This is a genomic window from Corynebacterium sp. HMSC063G05 (assembly GCF_001810555.1).
GTDB classification, from domain to species: domain Bacteria; phylum Actinomycetota; class Actinomycetes; order Mycobacteriales; family Mycobacteriaceae; genus Corynebacterium; species Corynebacterium jeikeium_D.
The window spans coordinates 19,683-36,291 of the sequence record NZ_KV801850.1; the positions used below are offsets into that span (position 1 = coordinate 19,683).

Here is a 16,609-nt window from a genome sequence, read left to right on the forward strand (position 1 = left end):
GGTGTCGCAACGTTTTCCGAATCGGTTGAGAAGGATCCGAGGGCTATGAAGCTATCCACAGGAAATAAGGTCGTGCTGATCGGCGCTGGCGACGTCGGCGTGGCATATGCGTACTCACTGGTCAACCAAGGCACTGTCGACCATTTGGCAATCATTGACATCGACGAGAAGAAGACGATGGGCAACGTCATGGACTTAAACCATGGCGTGGTGTGGGCGTCGTCGCGCACCAAAGTCACCCAGGGCACGTACGCCGACTGTGACGATGCCGCGCTGGTGGTTATCTGTGCAGGTGCGGCACAAAAGCCGGGCGAGACTCGCCTGCAGCTGGTGGACAAGAACATGAAAATCATGAAGTCCATCGTCGATTCCGTTATGGACAGCGGTTTTGATGGGCTCCTACTGATTGCTTCCAACCCCGTCGACGTACTCACATACGCTGCGTGGAAGTACTCCGGGCTGCCGCACAACCGTGTCTTCGGCTCCGGCACCATCCTGGACACCGCACGTTTCCGCTACATGCTGGGTGAATACTACGATGTTTCCCCGATGAGCGTGCACGCATACATCATCGGTGAACACGGCGACTCCGAGCTGCCGGTATTGTCCAGCGCCAACGTTGCAGGCGTCGGTCTGTCCAAGCGTCTCGCCGCTGACCCCACGCTTCACGACGAGCTGGAGGACATCTTCATCCGAACCCGTGATGCCGCCTACGAGATTATCGATGCCAAGGGCTCCACTTCCTACGGAATCGGTATGGGTTTGGCCCGCATCACGCGCGCCATTTTCCAAAACCAAGAGGTGGCTCTGCCGGTCTCCGCATACTTGCAAGGTGAATATGGCCATGAGGACGTGTTCATCGGAACACCAGCCATTGTGAACCGCCGAGGAATTCGCCGCGTTATCGAGCTTGAGTTGGACGAATACGAAAAGAAGCAGTTGGACAAGTCCGTTCAGACGCTCCGAGATGTGCAGGATCCATTCTGGAAGTAACTGCTGGTAGCGAAAGCGCATGTCTTCTCGACATGCGCTTTCGGCCGTCTCATTTGAGAATGAGAATGCCCACCTTCTATTGGCCCGCGTGGCCGACTCTGGCCAACGCTTCGTCTTCAACACAGGAGTGCCTTCTCTATGGCAGCGCAGAGCCCTCAAGACACAGCAACTGACAACACTGAAAGCGGCGCGGCCGTACCGCGTCTGGATGACCTCATCAGCAAGGTCACCGATTTGATTACAGAGTTGGACGACGTCTCGGTGGAGGCATCTGCACTGCTCGCAGAGGTGCCGGAAGAGCGCCGTCGGCACGCGGAAAACCTACTGCACTACGCACACCTGCGCACAATTGACATCCGTGAGCTGCAGAACAGCTTGCACGACCTCGGCGTGACCAGTCTGACCACGGTGGAGACTTTCACCCGGGGGCGCCTTGAGTTGGCCCTCAACGCGCTGTTGGCGCTGGCGGGGCGCACCTCAGATGTCGATGTCGCCCGCATTATTGCCGACGATGAGCGCGCGGATATTGCCCTGGATAACAACGCCACCGAGCTGTTCGGTCAGGAGCGCGCGGATGTCACTTCGCACATTATGGTGACCCTGCCCGCCGAGGCCGCCGACGACGCAGAGTTGGTGGAGAGCTTCGCTGCTGCCGGCATGGATCTCGCTCGCATCAACTGCGCCCACGACGGCCCTGAGCAGTGGAGCCGCATGATTGACAACGTCAATGCTGCAGCTGAGAAGGCCGGTCGCCGCATCTTCGTGTCCATGGATCTGGCTGGCCCGAAGCTGCGCACAGGCGATATCGAACCGGGACCGCGCGTGGGTCGCGCCCGCGTTGTGCGTGACGACGCCGGCACAGTCATCTCCAAGTCCAAGATTTGGCTGACTCCACGTCTGGATGGGCACCCCAAGCCAGCTCCGAACGATTTGCCGGGGCGTCCTGCTCTGCCGCTGGAAGCAGATCAGGGATGGTTGGAACAGCTGCAGCTTGACGATGTCATGACGCTGCATGACTCCCGCTCAGCGAAGCGTCACTTCACCGTTGTGCGCATCGACACCGACGTCGAGGGTGAGGTCGAGGCTGTCCTCGCCGAGGGTGAGAAGAACGCCTGGATCGCCGAGGGCACACACCTGCGCAGCAACTACGAGGTCACACGTGCTGGCGGCGTGCCACCGACCGTGCAAAAGCTGCGTTTCCACACTGGGGATGAGTTCATTCTCACCAGCCGCGAGGAAATCACCACCATTCCACGCACCGAGGATGAAATTCCACGAGTCTCCTGCTCGCTGCCGTCTGCCGTGGCGGCTCTGAAGCCGGGCGATCCGGTGCTTTTCGACGACGGTGCACTCGGCGCTGAGGTGGTTGAGGTCTCCGAGACGTCGTCAAGCGAAGATAGCCACGTCGATGCCCGCTTGCGTGTCCAGCGCACCAAGCCGAACGGACAGCCGTTGGCGGCGCATAAGGGCATCAACCTGCCGAACACCGACCTGCCGCTCAATTCGCTTACCGACGAAGACATTGAGCATCTGCGCTTTGTAGTGGAGCACGCGGATATTGCTGCGGTGAGCTTTATTCGCACGCAGGAGGATGCTGAGTACGTCTACAAGGTGCTCGATGAGATTGCGGCAGAACATGAGGCTGCGGGCCGCGAGGATCTCGCATCGAGGGCTCGGGGCCTGGGCGTTGTGCTGAAGATTGAGACTATTCCGGCATTCCAGAATCTGCCGGGAATCATCATCGCCAGCATGAAGCGCGCCAAGTCCGGTCTGATGATTGCTCGTGGTGACCTGGCTGTGGAACTGGGCTTCGACCGCATGGGTGAGGTCCCAGGCCAGATTCTGACGCTGGCGCAGGCAGCCGGAGTGCCGACCATTCTGGGTACTCAGGTGCTGGAGAATATGGCCAAGGCCGGCCTGCCTTCCCGCGCGGAGATTACCGATGCGGCTTTCGCCCTGCGTGCCGAGTGCGTGATGCTGAACAAGGGGCCGCACATCACCGAGGCCATCGCGATTTTGAACAACCTGGCTCGGAAGATGGGTCGTTCGCAGCGTAAGAGCCGCATCATGCTGCGGAAGATTCGCAGCTGGTCGGACTAGTGGCTGGGTTAGTGGCCGGGCTAGTTTAGGTAGGTTAGGGGAGCGCACCCAAAAAACGCCGTTGGAGAAAAGACTGCGGAAGAAGCCAGCCGCGCGAGAGAGACGCGAGAGAGGAGCCCTGCGGAAAATGTCTAATGAACAGGCAGAAAACGCGGGGTGGGCTGTGCCGCCGCAGTCTCCAAAGCAGCAGCCGCAGCAGTCCCCACCTCAGGTGGTGCTGCCATCGCAGCAGAACTGGCAGCCGACTGTCTCGGATTCGACTATCACGGGTGCGACGCCGCGCTGGAAGGCCGATGAGATTGTTCGCAAGCGCGCGGACAGCGTCTTTCGATGGGCGATGAGCGGCGCCGGAGTATTCGCCGCATTTACCGTTTTCGTCTGGATGAGCATCCTGAGCCCCGGTCAGGACCTAGTGGTTTCCCTCCTCGGTGAGTTTGGAGCATGGGCTTTCGGTCTTTGTGGAATGGTTTCCCTCATTGGGCTGGGTTTTTCGGTCTACAAGACCCTCCAGGTGCTGCGTGACCGCGCAACGTATGCTCGCCCACTGCTGTCGCGCACGGCAACGGATGTGCGCACGATGCACATGTGGCCAGTGCGCAACATCACGGGGCCCGTGGTCGCGTTGGCTGAAACAGGAGTCACTGCCGTAATGGGGCCAGGTCGCTTTATCTGGTACCTGGCCTGCGTTTTGTGGCCACTTGCAGTGGGGTGGTTTATCGCTGCCGACGTATCCCGGACATACTTCCAGGCCGGAATCATCACCGTTTTAGCTTGTGTGACGACTGCCCTCACAGCGCGGCTACTCGGCTACGTGTTGGCTCCCGAGGAAGTGCATCGCAACATTCCCGTTGGATCCGGTCGCGAACGCACCCAGCCCGGTTTCTGGTCCAAGGGCTTCATCCCCAGCGAAGCTACCGATGAACAAGGGGAGACGGGCGCAATGGCCGTCGACAAGCAGCTTTTCGAAGGAACGGCGAGCGAATTCGTCGACGATTTTTATAAGTAGCCCAGGCAGTCGCGAACTACGGAGAGCGAATAGGTATTCTGTGGCCTTGTGGGAAAGAAATCTCGTAAGAAGAATAATCAGGCCCCGGAGGGCATGAGCCGTCGTCAGGCGAAGCTGGCAGCCCGCGCTGCTGAGCGTGCAGCGCTGCTGGGTAATCCGCGTCCGTTCAAGGACTTCGACGAAGAGGCTGACATCGTGGCTGTCCGCGAGTTCGCTCCGGCTGTGGTCATTCCGGTCACGGTCGCTGACGCCGAGCGTGACATCAAGCTCTGCACCGTGCTGCCAGGCGGCGTTGCTGCCCTGACGCGTGCCGCTGACCAGGGCAATGAGGCTTTCGTCGCGCTGCAGACGCAGGCGCGCACCAATGACGGCGCTGCGGATCTCTCCCGTGCGCTGGCATGGGCCCGTGACGCAGAGCCGGGCCAGCAGCTCTCCTCCGCCACTGACGGCGAGGCCGCACCGCTTACCGACGTCCTGACCGCCGTGGATCTCGACAACCTGGAGGTCCACCAGGACTTCGAGTGGTGGATTCCCAAGGGCATTGAACGCACCCCGATGATCGAGCAGAACCTGGCCGTGGCTAACGACGCGATTCTCCCGTCGTACCGCCTGGATGCGAAGGTCGCTGGCGCTGTGTGGTGGATTGATCCGGGCGAGCGCGCTCACATCCGCTGGGTGCGCCGTGAAGATGAGAAGCCACTGCTGGACGCCTTGGCACGCGTGCACGCTGCGGACAACCTTTCGCTGGGAGAGGGCACTAAGTTCGCTGGTGTCTTCCGCACCGATGGCCTGCTGGTGCCGGTCTGGGACCTGGATAACACCAAGCCGCACGACCACTGGATTGCTGCCGTGGAAGAGGCCGACAAGCGTATCGCTGAGGCGCTGGCCAGCGAAGAGCCGCTGACCGCCGAAGAGCGCAAGTCCCGTGAGACCATCGTGTCCCGTCAGGTGACCATTCGGAACTAGGCGTAGCTGGTTTAAGAACTAACGCGTGTGGCTCAGCAAAATGCTAAGTCACACGCGTTAGTTGTCTCGAAAGCTATCCGAAGCTGTTTTAGCTGCCCTCTTGGCTATCTCAGCTCCGCAAAAAGTGCTGGCGCTTCGATTTCGTCCCAGAGCAGCACATTGCCCGCATAACCGGTATCCATGGCGCCTGAGGTAGGCACGGTAAGGGAATCGGAACCGAAGAGCATGCGCAACATCAGCCAGGTCAGATGCCAGACATGGTCACCATCGCCGACGAACACGGCCTTAGTGCCAGCATTGGCCAGGCGAATCCAGCGGTAGGGGTTGAGCCATACCGCAGGTGATTTCAGCCGTCCCATCAGCGCACTCATGAATTCACGCTGCCGCTCTACGCGGTCCAAGTCTCCCTGGGCGGTAGCACGCGTGCGCACGTAACCCAGGGCGCCCGCGCCGTCGAATTTCTGGCAACCGGCCTGGATATTCAGGCCTGCCAGCGGATCGTCGATGGCTTCTTCAGGGCACATCTCGATACCACCGACAGCGTCGACGACACCGGCGAAACCGCCAAAGCCAATTTCGGCGTAGTGGTCGATGTGAATTCCAGTGTTTTTCTCTACAGTGTCGATGAGTAGCTGGGGGCCACCAAATGCGAATGCCGCATTGATCTTGTTCTTGTCATTGCCCGGGATATCCACGAAGGAGTCACGCGGGATACTGACCAACTTCGGCTTACCGAGCACCGGAATGTGGGCAATCATGATGGTGTCGGTGCGCTGGCCGAAATCACCACTGCCCGTCGACAGCTTGGCGGCATCTTCCTCTGACAAGCCCGTACGAGAGTCCGAACCGACAAGCAACCAGTTGGAGGACATCGTATTGGCAGGGCGATCTGCCAGACCGGAGAACGCATCGACCCTGGTCAGGCGGATGTCGACAAGTGCCATTGTGACGACAAGGAAGATGACGAGAAGCAGGATGATGGATTTAAAGCGCAAGCGTGGCAGTCGCAAGCGTGGCATGCGGAACCCAGACCTGACGCCGGCGCCGCCACGACTGCCACGGCGTCCACCACGGCCAGAACTCGCTGCTTGTGGGGCACTGTAGTAGTCCTGTGACGAGCCGTGCGAGGAAGATTGGAAATCCGCATCCGGGTTATATCCGGGCGGGGGAAACCGCGGATCGCTGCCAGCGCGTCCGCTACCGGCCCGGTTCACCGGTGGACGGGACTCAATGCGCGTTTCGTTCAGTGGCGCCTGCCGACGTTCCGGTTGCGGCCTAGACCTGCGCGGAGGCATAGGCGCTGGGCGGGCTGCCCCTGCCCTAGATGGGCGGTCGGAACGGGGCGGGATGGGGCGTCGTGAAGCGCCACGCGAATCGGCCTCACGGGGGCGGGCATGCTTCGGCGACGCCTCGTCCACACGGCGGTAGATGGGGCGGCCATAGCGATCTTTAAGCGGCCTACCGTATCGGTCGCGGGCAATGCGCGAGTCGTCGAAGTTGCCTTCCATACCAATAAAGAATAGGCAACGACAGCGGACTAAGAGAACCGAGACAGCAATACAAGTCTTGGTAGCGCTGGCGTTACCCTGCATGCGACGTGCTGAAAGGGGTTGGGAACGAAGAAGAATATGCTGGAAATATGTCCGCAATGAACCAGAACAACGAACGTGCAGTCAACGAGTCGGATGTTTATGTCAAGAGCCGACATGGTGTCCCGCGGGACTTCTTCGCCTGTGAGGCGGCGGGGCTGGGTTGGCTGCGCGAGGGTGAAGCTGACGGCGGTGCGCGCGTAGTGGAGGTGCTGGGCGTGAGCGGGCATGCGCTGAAATTGCGTCGAATTGAGTCGACGGTGCCGACTCCGCAGGCAGCGTACGAGTTCGGAAAATCGTTGGCCATTACCCACAATCTGGGCGCTGCTGGCTGGGGTGCCGGCCCCGATGGGTGGGAGGGGCACGGTTACTTCGGTCCACTGGATCAGCCACTGCAGATGGACCTGACTCCACGGGAGAGCTTCGGTGAATACTGGGCCAAAGGGCGTCTGCTGCCAGCGCTGGGAAAGTTGGAAAGCTCCTACAATAACCGTCAGCTAGACATCTTTGACCAGCTCATTGAGCGACTCTTGGCTGGAGATTTCGACAACGAGCCAGACGCTGCGCGTGTCCACGGTGACCTGTGGTGGGGAAACCTCATGTGGGATGCAGACGGCGCGATTTTGATCGACCCCGCAGCGCACGGCGGAGCCCGCGAGGAAGATCTGGCACTGCTGGCGCTATTCGGGGCAACGCACTTCAACGAGATCTTGCGTGGCTACGAATCCGTACATCCCCTGCCGGATTTCGCCGAGAGCTGCGAACTCCATCAGCTCTACGCCGTGCTCATGCACGCGGTGCTTTTTGGTGGCGGATACGCCGGACAGGCGGCGGCAATGGCGGCGAAGTACGTGCGCTAGTTGGCGTTAGCAGCCTCCAGCACGCTAGCCATCTCCAGTAGCTCTGCCTCGCCGCAGCGCACCGCACCGATATTGACGCTGGTGGCGGGGTGCACTGTGTTGGCGCTGGCACCGCTCGTACCCGGCACAGCAATCGGCACCGACACACTCGCCCACCCAGTCAGATTCCACAGCGACAACCACGGTGTCCACCGGGTTTGCTCGTCAAAGTCCTCCGACGGCGCCAACGCAGAGAAATGCCCAATACGCGGCGGATCAAACGCCAGCGTTGGCGTAATCACCGCATCGACTTCCCAACGCGACCGAATCGCGCCGGGCAGAGCCATCCGCTGCTGATGTGTCGCCGTCGCCTCCGCTGCGGAAATCTCCTGGCCACAGGCTCGAATCCACTGCACAATCTCGGAGTAGTCCGCGCGCGGCAATTTCGTGGCCATTCGCGTGATGGTCCGTCGAAAAATCTCGAACACGTCCGGACCTGCCGGATCGTAGGGGCTGGGCACTTCCACCACGTCGTACCCGGCGTCGGCAAGACGGTCAGCCGCCGCCCACGCACCGTTTGCCCAGCGCTTATCGACGTCCACCTCAGCATGAAAAGGGCTGACAGTGACACCGATGCGAAGGGGACGCTGGGAACGTCGGAAAACATGCGGGGTTGAGGAAAGTGGCACCCCGGCCAGCAGTGCTGCGTCATCGACTGTGCGAGTGAGGAAGGCAGGCGTGGAGAGATTTCCACCCGCAATATCATGTGCTGGCTTCAACCCAACGAGGCCACAGCAGGCGGCGGGCACACGGATAGAACCGCCGCCGTCAGAGCCCAGAGCTGCGGGAACGACACCAGTTGCGACAGCAACCGCGCTGCCGCCCGAGGAACCGCCGGGAGTGCGTGGCGTGGTATCCGGCTGATTGGACAGCTGATTGGGCGTGGCGAAGTAGGGGTTTTCCGGGGCCGTGTAACCAATCGGCTCGGTGTAGGCCGTCATCCCGACCTCGGAGGTGTGTGTCGTCGCCGTGAGGACCGCGCCACGAGCCAGCAGTTTCGCCACGGGGTCCGAAGTTTCGGTGGCGGTGAAAGCCAAGTTGGTCGAGCCCATCGTGCATTCGACCCCAGCGATGGTGAATAGGTCCTTGATTGCCACTGGCAGACCCAGGAGGTCACGCCGGAGACCGTGGCTAGCGCGCCGGGCGGGTTCGGATCCGGCAGTGAGGCTGCGCGCGCGGTCGACAGCGTGCTCGGCCAAGGACGTGGCAATACCGAAACGAGCGGGATTGGTCGCGGCGTCGTCGGCAAGCGTGGCGAATTCCGAAACGATTTCCGATACCGAGATTGCGCCACTGCGCACGGCTTCAGTGAGGGCGCGGGCGGGCATCTCGGAAGAAGAGGTCATGCAATAAGTGTAGAAGCCCTCTAATCTGAGCTTATGACGACGGTTACTTATTTGGGTCCTGCGGGCACATTCACCGAGCAGGCGCTGTGGGACATGGCGCGTGCTGGCGAGATTGATCCGGCAGGGGAATCTGCGGTCAATGCGGTGCCGGTGGATAGTCCCGCGGCCGCGCTTGGAGCCGTGCGCCGAGGGGAAGCGGACTTTGCCTGCGTGGCTATCGAAAGCAGCGTGGACGGTCCCGTCACACCAACTTTTGATGCCCTCGCTGCTGGGCCGGAGCTGCAGGTTTTCCGTGAAACCGAGGTCGGGGTGGTCTTCTCTATCCTGGTCCGTCCCGGTACGACGGCGGAACAGGTGCGTACTTTTACGACACATCCTGTGGCGTATCCGCAGGTCAAACAGTGGGTGGATGCCAACCTTCCGGGCGTGGAAGTTCATCAGGCCAGCTCCAATGCGGCGGCGGCTCACCAGGTCGCCGAGGGTACCCACGACGCTTGCGCTGCCCCGGCCCGCGCGGGTGAGCTGCTCGGACTTGAGGCGCTGGCCACTGAGGTCGCCGACGTGCGCGGTGCCCGAACCCGTTTCCTACTGGTGGGGCGCCCTGGTGTGCCGACGCCGCGCACCGGTGCCGACCGGACCTCGGTCTCCTTCACGCTGCCGAACCAGCCCGGCACACTGATGCGCGCCATGAATGAGTTCGCAGTGCGACAGGTCAACCTCACCCGCATCGAGTCGCGGCCGACACGCGAGCTCTTCGGCCTCTACCGCTTCTACATTGACTGCAACGGCCACGTTGATGATGCACAGGTTGCGGCGGCTCTCGCGGCACTGCACGAATACGCCGAAGACCTGCGGTATCTGGGATCTTGGCCGGTCGCTGAGGGCGGTCGCCGCAGCATTATGACCCCGCCGCCGGATATCTCCCAGTCAATTGAATGGGTCGACGCGCTCAAGGAAGGACGAAGGTAAAACATGACACCCGCCGCGCCCGAAAATCCAGTTGGACAGCTGCCTTTCCTCGATGACCGCCCAGACCGCCCTGAATCTGTCATGCCGGTTGATTCCCAGCGCATCATTTTCATCCGCCACGGGCAGACCACCGGCAACATCAACCGCCGCCTGGATACCGCATTGCCGGGCGCACCGCTCACCGACCTCGGTGTGAGGCAGGCGCGCAGTCTGGGACGTCTTTTGCTTCCCGACGTCCACAGAATCGGTGACATCGTCACATCCCATGCCCTGCGTGCACGCCAAACTGGTGCAGGCGCGGTCGCGAGTCTGCACCACCTGGGAGAGACTTCCGTTCGCATCCGCCATGAGGGTGGTCTCCACGAGATTCAGGCCGGCGACCTTGAGGGGCGCAATGATCGCGATGCGCACATGGAGTACATGCGCGCCTTCTACCAGTGGCTCAATGGGGAGCTGGAGTATCGTCTTCCCGGCGGTGAATCCGGTGCTGACGTGCTGAACCGATACCTGCCGACGCTACAGCAGCTGCTGGAGCAGGCAGGAGCGACAGGTGGTGAATCCAAGGAGTCCAGGGAGGGCAGCAGCAAGGATGTCGTCATTGTCAGCCACGGCGCGGCTATTCGTCTGATTGGGCAGTATCTGACCGGGGTGGATCCGGAATACGCACTGCGACACCGCATTGCCAATACCGAGCGAATTGAGCTGGTTCCGAACGCAGCGGCCGTCGGCAAGCGTGCTGGCATTGAACCGCGCGCGTGGGATGTGCGTCGCTGGGGCGACAGCGAGTTGCCCTAGAAGAGAGCGAAACGGCGACCGTTACTGCTGGCCCTCCTGAATCTCACGGCGCTTCTGAGCTGCCAGGCGTAGGCGTTCCGTGCGACGCTTGGATTCCTCTTCGTTGATTTCGTTGAGGAGCTCTTCTTCGTCATCATTGATGTTCAAGGCGGCGCGCCCGATAAGGGCAACGGCCGCAGCGACGATGAAGCCGAGCCACGCGTTATCGATATTGGTGAAAAACATCAGAACGATAGTGACACATACGATAACGCCTGCAGCAGAATCAACAATGTTGAGCTGGCGGCCCTTTTTCATCAGGTTTTGCAGCTCTTGATCGACACTTTGATGCTGCGGATTAGCCGGGGTGCCCTGTGAACTCTCGGGGGAGACCTCAGCGGGCAGGTCCGCGAAGAGAGTTTGCAGTTCTGCCCGAGTTTTAGCGGAAGCAGCACTTTCGGCGCGTTTGGAGAACTCATCGACATCCAAGTAGCCATCAGCGAAATGATTGCCGAGACGCTCCATGGCAGCGTTGCGCTCCCTGTCGCCGACCCTGATTTCTGGCTTCTCGCTCGAGTTGTCGCTCATGGTTATTAAGGCTACAGGGAAGAAAGCTGCCGTGAAGAAGTCGAGAGGGGCGAGGCCGTGCAGGAGAGCCGAACTTATCCGTAGCCGAGTCGGTCCAGATCCTCCTCCTCGAGGCCGAAATAATGCCCGATTTCATGCAGGAGAGTGACACGAATCTGCTCTACCAGCTCCTCTTCGGTGTGGCTGATGCGGCAGAGCATGTCGCGATACAAGCTGATTTGGTCAGGCGGACCCCAGTGGTTGTTAGAACGCTCGGTCAGAGGAATGCCCTCGTAGAGTCCCAGCAGTGTGGGCTCGTCGAGGTTATACGGGTGGACCTGGATGATGACCTGATCGAGCTGATCGAGAAACTGCGTCGGGATGCGGTCGATGGCCTCATCGACAAGCGCATCGAACCGCTCCGGGCTAACGTCAACCATTTATGGTGCTGCCTCGCAATGTCCTGTTGTTCTACTGTCCTGCGGGAGCGATTGCGTTATCCACAGCGCCTGCTTCTGCACCAGTACCGTCGGCACCGACCGCACCGACGTCACCTGTGCCAGCGCCAGCGCCAGCGTCACCCTGCTCCTCCCGCAGCGGATTGCGCGGTGGCGGAGCCACGGGCGGCTGGCCGTCGATAGTGAAGGACTCGTTAGCGTGGCCATTGAGAGTGGAGAACCCGCCCTGGCCGTTGTCCTTAATCAACCAGCAATTCACACTGCGTGAGCCAGCATTGAGCGACTCCTGCGACAGTGACGTCCAAAATGGCAGCAGCGTTGAGTTATACAGCGGGTCGTCACCGCCGAGGTAATTCTGCGCGAGAGTCACACACTGTTCCGCGAGCACATCATTTTGCTCCTGGTCAGTGGGGACGTTGTCACCGAAATGGTCGCGGAGATTGACAATTCCCGTCGACTCCATCAGGTGATCTTCCACGCACGGTACCTGGCGGATGGCACCGCTTTCGTCCAACGTCACGCAGCGGCCACCCTCGAACACGCGGGACTGGTCCTGCCCGGCCGCAGGACCGGACATGTGCGCCGTGTTGCCGTCTTCATCGACGACCTGGATACCGCACAGGAAGGTTCGGTCACCCTTTTCCCACTGGCTAGGCGAAGGAATAATCGGCGCCGTGATAAATCGACCGTCCGGATCGTACTGGCCGCCCAGGTATTCAGTCACGGTGTTGCGACACACGCCATTTTGCAGAGCCACCAAATTGTCCGCTGTCGGGTAGTTGGCAGTTTTTGCGTATTGCCCCGGATGTTCCTCGTAGTCGGCGAGGTTCAGTTTCTTGGCGACCTCATAAGCGTGTGGCTGCTCACAGGGCACGACGCGGAAGTCAGAAACATTCAAATCTTCTGCCAGGTTCCAGTCCAGACAGTTGCCCGCGGTTGCGCTGGTGAACGCCGTCGTCTCCTTGTCAACGATGGTCGTCGTTGTCGACGATGACGCGCTTGCCGACGAGCCCTTGCCCCCAAGTGGCCCACTCGGTGGCTCGATGACTCCCGCTTGCAGCGCGAATGCCATTCCCGCGGCGCCGACCAGCATTGCCGTCGACAAAGCGCGCATTCCCCAGCTTCCACGAGAGTTACGGGAAGCGTGGGCATCGTTGCTGGCTGCGGAGGACGCACCAGCGCTGGCATCTGCGCCAGTACCTGCACCGGAGTCAGTGTCTGTGGCGGCAGCGTGCTCGCGATCCTGGTTCATATTGTCATCAGCCATAGTGACCCCATTGTGCACCGCCAATGAGCCTGTGGACAAGGTAACGCTCTGTCCGAGTTTGCGGTCCGAGTTTGCTCAATAACTTCAGGCACTACAATAGTCCGGTATTTGTTCGCTACCCGAGGACACGAGTCTTGACCTGGACTGCACTACTCAGCCTGCTGGGCGTCCACATTATTGGTATGGCCTCACCAGGGCCTGACGTCTTCTTAATCCTGCGCCTTGCCACCAAATCCCGAAAGCACGCCATCGCAGCGGTTGCGGGTATCAGTACTGGTGCCACTATCTGGATGACCCTCACAGTTTTTGGGTTCGCAGCTGTCATCACCGCCAATCCTTTGCTGATGGGCGTAATCCAGCTCGTCGGGGGCTGTTATCTCATTTACATGGGCATCAGCATGGCCAAGGCAGGCATCAATACCCTCCGCGAACTGCGCGCCGGTGCCGCACCAGCGCTGGGAAGCGAGGCGCTCCGGTCGCCGAAGGCGACATTCCGTCAGGGCTTTTTCACCAATATGTCGAACCCGAAGATTGTTCTCTTCCTCACGGCAGTGCTTTCACAGTTCATTCCCGCAGGCGCATCCGTGGGGACGCTTGTGCTTTGTACGTTGGTGCTAATCGTCTCCCAAATCGCTTTCTTCCTATTTATCGCAATCGTGGTGTCGACGGATGCCGTCGTCAAGCGAATGGTGCTGGCAGGGCCGTGGATTGACACTGTCGCCGGCGTGATCTTCCTCGTCCTCGGCGCGCTGCTGGTCGCCTCAGGAGCGGAAGCGGCACTCTAGCAAGCCTTGTGCCTGCTTGCCGACGTAAACCAGGTACTCTAGGTGACGTGATTGATCTCAAATTTCTCCGCGAAAACCCTGAAGTAGCCCGCGAGTCCCAGCGCACCCGTGGTGAGGACCCGGCATTGGTCGATCAGCTGCTGGAAGCTGACGCTAAGCGCCGTGAGGTTATTGCCTCCACCGACGCGCTGCGTTCAGAGCAGAAGGGCTTCGGTAAGAAGATTGGTCAGGCGTCGAAGGAAGAGCGCCCGGCCATGCTGGAGAAGGCCAAGGAGCTTTCCGACGCCGTGAAGGCAGCCGAAGCGGAGCAGAAGGAAGCCGAGGCTGAGGTCGAGCGCCTGCAGTACCTGATTGGCAACATCGTTACGGGTGCGCCCGCCGGCGGCGAAGATGACTTTGTCGTGCTGGAGGAAATCGGTGAGATTCCGCAGTTCGACTTTGAGCCTAAGGACCACCTGGACCTCGGTGAGTCGCTGGGTCTTATTGATATGGAGCGTGGCGTCAAGGTCTCCGGTTCCCGCTTCTACTTCCTGACCGGCTACGGTGCCATGCTGCAGCTGGCCATGATGAACCTGGCTGCTCAGAAGGCAACTCAGAATGGCTTCCAGCTGATGGTGCCGCCGGTGCTGGTTCGTCCGGAGACCATGTCGGGTACCGGCTTCCTCGGTGCGCACTCCGATGAGATCTACTACCTGCAGGAAGATGACCTCTACCTGGTCGGTACCTCGGAAGTCGCGCTGGCCGGCTACCACTCCAACGAGATTATTGACCTGTCGGAGGGGCCGCGTCGCTACGCTGGTTGGTCTTCCTGTTTCCGTCGTGAAGCGGGCTCTTACGGCAAGGACACCCGCGGTATCCTGCGCGTACACCAGTTCGACAAGCTGGAGATGTTCTCCTACTGTCCGCCGGAGCAGGCGGAGGCAGAGCACCAGAAGCTGCTGAACATGGAGCGCGAGATGCTGGCCGCGGTCGATGTTCCGTACCGCATCATCGATGTTGCTGGTGGTGACCTGGGTGCATCGGCTGCCCGCAAGTTCGATACCGAGGCATGGGTGCCGACGCAGAACACCTACCGCGAGTTGACCTCGACTTCGAACTGCACGACTTTCCAGGCTCGTCGTTTGAAGACCCGCTACCGCGATGCCGATGGCAAGTCTCAGTACTGCGCCACCCTAAATGGCACGCTGGCCACGACGCGTTGGCTGGTCGCCATTCTGGAAAACCACCAGCAGGCCGATGGTTCTGTGGTGATTCCGGAGGCGCTGCGCCCGTTCATGATGGGCAAGGAAGTTCTCGAGCCGGTTAAGCGAGCCGGTTAAGCGAGCCGGTTAAGCAGGTGCGGCCCCGCCCCAGTTCATCCGCGACTTCACGACACCTATGTCACCTCATGCCACCTCCACAGCTGGCATGAGGTGACGCCTGTGTCGTGAAGTGGCTTTTTTCAGGCGTGACTTGTTTAGCTGCGCTAAAAAATTAATTGGGGGATTGAGAAGGTAAAAACACCAGGAAGGTTGAGAGTAGAAACACAACCGAAAACACACCTGAACCAGGGGGATAGCCTCACTCGAGGTGGTAGAGGTTGTTTACAACATTCGGATTACAACAATCTTTCTGATGAGTCTTTCACCTGCTGATGTCTCCTGCACCGTGATCTAGGCCACCCCAGCTTTCTTCCACGTAGCCTTCAGCCCAGCGAAGAGAGGTAGGGCAAGGCATGCGGCCGAAGCCGCGACCGATGCCACGGCAACACCAGCTTGGACTAATGCCGGATTGGTCTTGGAGTTTTCTTCCGTGAGGACTCCGATCAGCTGAGATGGTGCAATTGTGCTTGCGAGCGCGCCTAGGGACGCAACACGCAGAGTATCTTCGCGGTCATCTGCCTTGAGCAGCGAAGCAGCTGAAAATCCAGCTCCGACCGTAGAAACCACGAAGGGAAGAAGCAGAGTTTCCTTCGGTGCTGTCTTCTGAACTGCCTCGCCGTTTAGCTTCCATTTCGTGTGGACTTCTGAAGGCAACTGCTTCCAGGACATAGCCAGTGCGACGCCGTGCGCAACCGTCACGGCCGCGGGGAGAAAAGCGGTCGCCTGCAGTGTGCGAGCTGGAATTTCAGAGATAACCTCACCGTCAATATCGTCCGGTCGGACAATCCCCAGCTTGGTCGCTACTGCGGCCCAGTTGATAGACCAGCCAAAACCCAACAGGTGAGGTTGGAGGATCCGCGGGTCGTCCATGTTCCACAGGGAAGCGCGACCGCTTTTGGTAAATACCCGAAGCGGTTTGGAGAGGTACCTGCGCAAGGTGTTTGGTTCGCCAACTTGTTCGGCTACGCAATTTGCGTAGTCGGTCGCCGTTCCCAGCTCTTCGGTCAGGTCCGCGTGGACGTCGTTAAGCTCTTGCAGAAGACTCTCCTGCTCGGCGATGATCGCCTTGCGTTGTGCGTGCGATATGCCGATTTCGCGCAGTTTGTGGTCAATGGCAGTGAGGTAGGTGTTCATTGGGGCTCCTCGGAAAATAGTGCGGTCATGTCGGCGGATAGATCGATGAAGTCCTGGTGTAGTTGCGTGAGTGTTTGCTTTCCTTTGGTTGTCAGTGAGTAGTACTTGCGAGGCGGTCCCTTGGGGGATTCCTCCCAGCGATTGCTGATCAAGCCGTTGGCGGTCAGCCGCGAGAGCAGGGGGTAGACGGTTCCCGCAGGCGCGCTGAGGTGGGGGTAGACGTTGAGCTTTGCGACGAGTGCCGCGCCATAGAGCTCTTCGCGGGAAATCAGCTTGAGAATGGCGAGCTCAAGTACCCCTTTCTTCAGTTGTGTTTGTGGACGTTTGGGCATTGCGTGGTGCTTTCTTTCCGGCGGCATGAAGGAATCTACCAGGCAGAATACTTTTCATACCTA

Annotated in this window: 16 protein-coding genes; 9 read left to right on the forward strand and 7 right to left on the reverse strand. The window is 60.2% G+C overall.

Annotated elements, in window-relative coordinates; translation table 11 throughout:
* The first annotated feature begins 45 nt into the window (after positions 1-45).
* The 4 genes from HMPREF2751_RS05810 (at position 46) to HMPREF2751_RS05825 (ending at position 5,065) form a co-directional block, all read left to right on the forward strand.
* A complete protein-coding gene (locus HMPREF2751_RS05810; RefSeq protein ID WP_048731269.1) occupies positions 46-993 on the forward strand; it encodes an L-lactate dehydrogenase in 948 nt (315 codons plus the stop codon).
* A gap of 138 nt (positions 994-1,131) precedes the next feature.
* Positions 1,132-3,093: a pyruvate kinase gene (locus tag HMPREF2751_RS05815; RefSeq protein ID WP_083304419.1), complete on the forward strand. Its 1,962-nt coding sequence runs from the start codon at positions 1,132-1,134 to the stop codon at positions 3,091-3,093.
* A 127-nt stretch (positions 3,094-3,220) separates the two neighbouring features.
* Entirely contained in the window at positions 3,221-4,099 is an 879-nt protein-coding gene (locus tag HMPREF2751_RS05820; protein ID WP_049193133.1) for a hypothetical protein, read from the forward strand.
* 48 nt (positions 4,100-4,147) lie between these two features.
* Positions 4,148-5,065, forward strand: coding sequence for a DUF5926 family protein (locus HMPREF2751_RS05825; RefSeq protein WP_048731261.1), 918 nt, complete (start codon positions 4,148-4,150; stop codon positions 5,063-5,065).
* A gap of 104 nt (positions 5,066-5,169) precedes the next feature.
* Here HMPREF2751_RS05825 and HMPREF2751_RS05830 read toward each other — a convergent pair whose 3' ends face one another.
* On the reverse strand, positions 5,170-6,573 hold the full coding sequence (locus tag HMPREF2751_RS05830; protein WP_350309315.1) for an LCP family protein: 1,404 nt from the start codon (positions 6,571-6,573) through the stop codon (positions 5,170-5,172).
* A gap of 131 nt (positions 6,574-6,704) precedes the next feature.
* Between HMPREF2751_RS05830 and HMPREF2751_RS05835 the strand changes: the two genes are divergently transcribed.
* Positions 6,705-7,514: a fructosamine kinase family protein gene (locus tag HMPREF2751_RS05835; protein WP_070549934.1), complete on the forward strand. Its 810-nt coding sequence runs from the start codon at positions 6,705-6,707 to the stop codon at positions 7,512-7,514.
* Here HMPREF2751_RS05835 and HMPREF2751_RS05840 read toward each other — a convergent pair.
* A complete protein-coding gene (locus tag HMPREF2751_RS05840; RefSeq protein ID WP_049171683.1) occupies positions 7,511-8,899 on the reverse strand; it encodes an amidase in 1,389 nt (462 codons plus the stop codon). The two genes, HMPREF2751_RS05835 and HMPREF2751_RS05840, sit on opposite strands and share 4 nt — an antisense overlap.
* 33 nt (positions 8,900-8,932) lie before the next feature.
* Here HMPREF2751_RS05840 and pheA point away from each other — a divergent pair, with 33 nt between their 5' ends.
* Positions 8,933-9,868 (forward strand): prephenate dehydratase, encoded by a 936-nt coding sequence (gene pheA, locus HMPREF2751_RS05845; RefSeq protein ID WP_005510446.1) that lies wholly within the window; start codon positions 8,933-8,935, stop codon positions 9,866-9,868.
* A gap of 3 nt (positions 9,869-9,871) precedes the next feature.
* The gene (locus tag HMPREF2751_RS05850; protein ID WP_070429920.1) at positions 9,872-10,663 is read left to right on the forward strand and encodes a histidine phosphatase family protein; all 792 of its coding nucleotides are present in this window, start codon (positions 9,872-9,874) and stop codon (positions 10,661-10,663) included.
* A gap of 21 nt (positions 10,664-10,684) precedes the next feature.
* On the opposite strand, the gene HMPREF2751_RS05855 is transcribed toward HMPREF2751_RS05850, so the two are convergent.
* The 3 genes from HMPREF2751_RS05855 to HMPREF2751_RS05865 form a co-directional block, all read right to left on the reverse strand.
* Positions 10,685-11,230, reverse strand: a complete 546-nt coding sequence (locus HMPREF2751_RS05855; protein WP_038627001.1) for a DUF1707 SHOCT-like domain-containing protein — start codon at positions 11,228-11,230, stop codon at positions 10,685-10,687.
* Between the two features lie 74 nt (positions 11,231-11,304).
* Entirely contained in the window at positions 11,305-11,649 is a 345-nt protein-coding gene (locus HMPREF2751_RS05860; RefSeq protein ID WP_016421667.1) for a metallopeptidase family protein, read from the reverse strand.
* A gap of 31 nt (positions 11,650-11,680) precedes the next feature.
* The gene (locus HMPREF2751_RS05865; protein ID WP_222865172.1) at positions 11,681-12,934 is read right to left on the reverse strand and encodes a septum formation family protein; all 1,254 of its coding nucleotides are present in this window, start codon (positions 12,932-12,934) and stop codon (positions 11,681-11,683) included.
* A gap of 134 nt (positions 12,935-13,068) precedes the next feature.
* On the opposite strand from HMPREF2751_RS05865, the gene HMPREF2751_RS05870 reads away from it, so the two are divergent.
* Together HMPREF2751_RS05870 and serS are read left to right on the forward strand one after the other, a co-directional pair.
* Positions 13,069-13,719, forward strand: coding sequence for a LysE family translocator (locus tag HMPREF2751_RS05870; RefSeq protein WP_049171671.1), 651 nt, complete (start codon positions 13,069-13,071; stop codon positions 13,717-13,719).
* A gap of 47 nt (positions 13,720-13,766) precedes the next feature.
* Positions 13,767-15,038 carry a serine--tRNA ligase gene (gene serS / locus HMPREF2751_RS05875; protein WP_048731242.1) on the forward strand — a complete coding sequence of 424 codons (1,272 nt, stop codon included), beginning with the start codon at positions 13,767-13,769 and terminating at the stop codon, positions 15,036-15,038.
* A 333-nt stretch (positions 15,039-15,371) separates the two neighbouring features.
* Here the strand turns inward: serS and HMPREF2751_RS05880 are convergent, their stop codons facing one another.
* Complete coding sequence (locus HMPREF2751_RS05880; RefSeq protein ID WP_070595667.1) at positions 15,372-16,214, reverse strand: DUF5808 domain-containing protein; 843 nt, start codon at positions 16,212-16,214, stop codon at positions 15,372-15,374.
* Entirely contained in the window at positions 16,211-16,546 is a 336-nt protein-coding gene (locus HMPREF2751_RS05885) for a PadR family transcriptional regulator (RefSeq protein ID WP_070595668.1), read from the reverse strand. The genes HMPREF2751_RS05880 and HMPREF2751_RS05885 overlap by 4 nt, the downstream gene beginning before the upstream one ends.
* Between the last annotated feature and the right edge of the window lie 63 nt (positions 16,547-16,609).